Here is a 3,594-nt window from a genome sequence, read left to right as displayed (position 1 = left end):
CCCCCCGGCCCCCTCGAACCCCTCGGATTCAGACACCAGTTCGATACGGTGTGCGACCGCCGACCGGTTCACGTCCAACGGCAGGATCGGCACCCCCCGCCGCCGCGCGTCCGCGAGCAGCAGCCGCTTCGGATACATCCCGGGATCGTGCGTGAGCAGCCCGGCGTAGAAGGCGGCCGGGTGATGCGCCTTCAGCCAGGCCGACTGGTACGTCGGCACGGCGAAGGCGACCGCGTGCGCCTTGCAGAAGCCGTACGACCCGAAGGCCTCGACGATCTCCCAGGTCCGCCGGATCGTCTCCGCGTCGTATCCCCGCGCGGCGGCATGCTGCGCGAACCACACCCGGATCCGCCCCTGCGACTCCAGGTCGGACAGCCCGCGCCGCACCCGGTCCGCCTCGTCGCGCCCGCAGCCGGTCATGATGTCGACGATGTCGATGATCTGCTCGTGGAAGACCACGACCCCGTACGTGCTCCTCAGCGGCTCCTCCAGATCCGGGTGCGGGAAGCGGACCGGCGCCCGGCCGTGCCGCGCCTCGATGAACGGCCGCACCATGTCGGCCGCGACCGGTCCCGGCCGGAAGAGGGAGATGTCGACGACGAGATCGTGGAAGGTGGCGGGCTGGAGCCTGCCCACCAGGTCCCGCTGACCCGGCGACTCGATCTGGAAGCAGCCCAACGTCTCGGCGGACCGGATGAGTTGATACGTGGCGGGGTCGCCCTCCTCGACGGCGTCCAGGTCGACCCGGTCCCCCGTGGCCCGCTCCACCTCGGCCACCGCGTGCGCCATCGCCGACTGCATGCGCACACCCAGCACGTCCAGTTTGAGCAGCCCGAGGTCCTCGACGTCCTCCTTGTCGAACTGCGACATGGGGAACCCCTCGCCGCTGGTCGGCATGACGGGCGTACGGGCGAGGAGCGAGGCGTCGGAGAGGAGTACCCCGCACGGGTGCATGGCGACTCCGCGCGGCAGGGCGTCCAGTGCCTCCACGAGTTCCCACAGCCGCCCGTACTTCTCCATCTCCCCTGCCAGGGACCGTAGTTCGGGCAGTTCCTGCAGTGCGGCACGGGCGTCTCGGGCGCGGATGTGCGGGAAGGACTTGGCGATGCGGTCGATGTCGGCCGGGTTCATGGAGAGGGCCGCGCCGACGTCCCGTACCGCATGACGCACCCGGTACGTCTCCGGCATCGCCACGGTCGCGACCCGCTCGGTGCCGAACCGGCCGATGATCGCGCGGTAGACCTCCAGCCGGCGCGCGGACTCCACGTCGATGTCGATGTCGGGCAGGACCGGGCGGCGCTTGGACAGGAAGCGTTCCATCAGCAGTCCGTGCGCGACGGGGTCGGCGTGCGCGATACCGAGGAGGTGGTTGACGAGCGAGCCCGCGCCGGAGCCGCGCGCGGCGACTCGGATGCCCATCTCCCGTACGTCGTCCACGACCTGAGCGACCGTCAGGAAGTAGGAGGCGAAGCTGTGGTGGGCGATGATGTCCAGCTCGCGGTGCATCCGTTCCCAGTAGCCACGCGCTTCGGGGGAACGGTCGTAGCCGCGCCGCACCATCCCCGCCGCCGCCCGCGAGGCCAGTACGCGCTGCGCGGTGCGTCGTCCGGCGCCGACGAGGTGCGGCTCGGGGAAGTGCACGGCACCGAGGCCGAGGTCGTCCTCCGGGTCGACGAGGCACTCGGCGGCGGTGGCCCGCGTCTGTTCGAGCAGTCGGTAGGCGGTGTCACGGCGAAAACCCGCGGCCTCGACGATCCGTTCGGCGGCGCCGAGCATGGCGCCCGCGTCCTTGAGCCAGGCCTCGCCGCTGTCCAGCTCCTTGCGGGGGTCGACCGGCACGAGCCGGCGGGCGGCGTCCAGGACGTCGGCGACCGGGCCCATGCCCGGGTCGGCGTACCGGACGGCGTTGCTGAGCACCGGCCGCACCCGCTGCTCGGCGGCGAAGCCGACGGTACGGGCGGCCAGCCGCAGCGAGCCGGGACCGGTGCCCTCGCGCCCGTGCCAGACCGCTTCGAGACGCAGGGCGTCGCCGTAGACCTCCCGCCAGGGCGCGAGCAGTTTCGCGGCCCGGTCGGGACGCCCGGCGACGAGCGCCCGGCCGACGTCGGAGGCGGGTCCGAGCAGGACGGTCAGGCCGTCGGCGTGGTTGTCCGTCCAGGGCAGCAGCGGCCCGCCGGCCTCACCCTTGTCGCCCGCATGCGCCGCAGTAACGATTCTGCAGAGCTCGGCCCAGCCCTTCGCGCCGTCCCGGGCGAGGAAGGTCACCCGAGGCGTCGACTCGTCGATGAAGGCACCGCCCCGCACGGGAGCCCGCCGCCGCTCCCCTCTTACGGGCCCACCGGCCCGTACGGACTCCCCATCCCGTACGGGCTCCTCGACCGCGAGGTCGACCCCGAACAGTGGACGCACCCCCTGGGCGGCGCAGGCCTTGGCGAAGCGGACCGCACCCGCGAGGGTGTCCCGGTCGGTGAGGGCGAGCGCGTCCATGCCCCGCTCGGAGGCACGCTCGGCGAGGCGCTCCGGATGCGAGGCCCCATACCGCAGGGAGAACCCGGAAACGGTGTGCAGATGCGTGAAGCCCGGCACACGCACCTCCACCACTCCCAGGGGCTCCCACGCCAGCCCTACCGGCACTCGAACGTTTGTTCCCTACTCCCTCACCCCCACCATAGACCAATTCCCGAACACGTGTGCGACATCCGTTCGGACCCGTCCCACCTGCGCAAACGCCGGGTGGCTCGGACCGTGGGGGCATGACACAGACAGCAGGGGCCCCGCACCGCTCCTTCCTCGAAGAGGTGAAGGACGGAGTCACTCCGCGGGCCACGCTGCTCGTCATCGGCGTGCTCGCCCTGCAGCTGCTCTTCATCGCCTCCTATGTGGGGGCGCTGCACAACCCGAAGCCGAAGGACGTGGCGTTCGGGGTGGTCGCCCCGGGAGCCGCCGCGGACCAGGCGGTGGCCCGTCTGAAGCAGCTCCCCGGCGAACCCCTGGACCCTCGTGCGCTCCCCGACCGGGCGACGGCCCGCGAGCAGATCGTGAACCGCGACATCGACGGCGCCCTGGTGATCGACCCGGCCGGCACCACCGACACCCTGCTGGTCGCGTCCGGCGGCGGCAAGGTGCTGGCCGGCGCGCTGACCGCGCTCACCACCAAGCTGGAGAAGAACCAGGGGCGCACGCTGAGAACCGTCGACGTGGTCCCGGCCGACGCGCAGGACGCCAACGGGCTCACCACCTTCTACCTGGTCGTCGGCTGGTGCGTGGGCGGCTATCTGTGCGCGTCGGCGTTGGCGATCAGCGCGGGCGCACGCCCTGCCAACCCGCGGCGCGCGACGATCCGGCTCGCCGCCATGGCCGTGGTCGCGATCGTCGGCGGACTCGGCGGCGCGGTCATCGTCGGACCGATTCTGGGAGCCCTGCCGGGCAGTGTCTGGGCCCTCTGGGGGCTCGGCGCGCTGATCACCTTCGCGGTGGGAGCGGCCACGCTCGCGTTCCAGTGCCTCTTCGGAGTCGTCGGCATCGGAGTGGCCGTACTGCTCGTGGTGATCCTGGGCAACCCGAGCGCGGGCGGCGCCCTCCCGCCCCCGATGC

At 72.2% G+C, this 3,594-nt stretch carries 2 protein-coding genes; one reads left to right on the top strand and one right to left on the bottom strand.

Annotated elements, in window-relative coordinates:
• Window positions 1–2,586 (bottom strand): DNA polymerase III subunit alpha (dnaE, locus tag AOK17_RS46625; protein WP_055618696.1); only part of this gene is annotated, 2,586 nt, incomplete at its 3' end.
• 167 nt (window positions 2,587–2,753) lie between these two features.
• On the opposite strand from dnaE, the gene AOK17_RS46620 reads away from it, so the two are divergent.
• Window positions 2,754–3,594: ABC transporter permease (locus AOK17_RS46620; protein ID WP_055618695.1), on the top strand; the 841-nt coding region annotated here is incomplete at its 3' end.

Source organism: Streptomyces phaeochromogenes (assembly GCF_001418655.1).
Taxonomy (GTDB): domain Bacteria; phylum Actinomycetota; class Actinomycetes; order Streptomycetales; family Streptomycetaceae; genus Streptomyces; species Streptomyces phaeochromogenes.
Note: the sequence above shows the minus strand (reverse complement) of the source record. Positions and strands in the feature narration are given on the sequence as shown.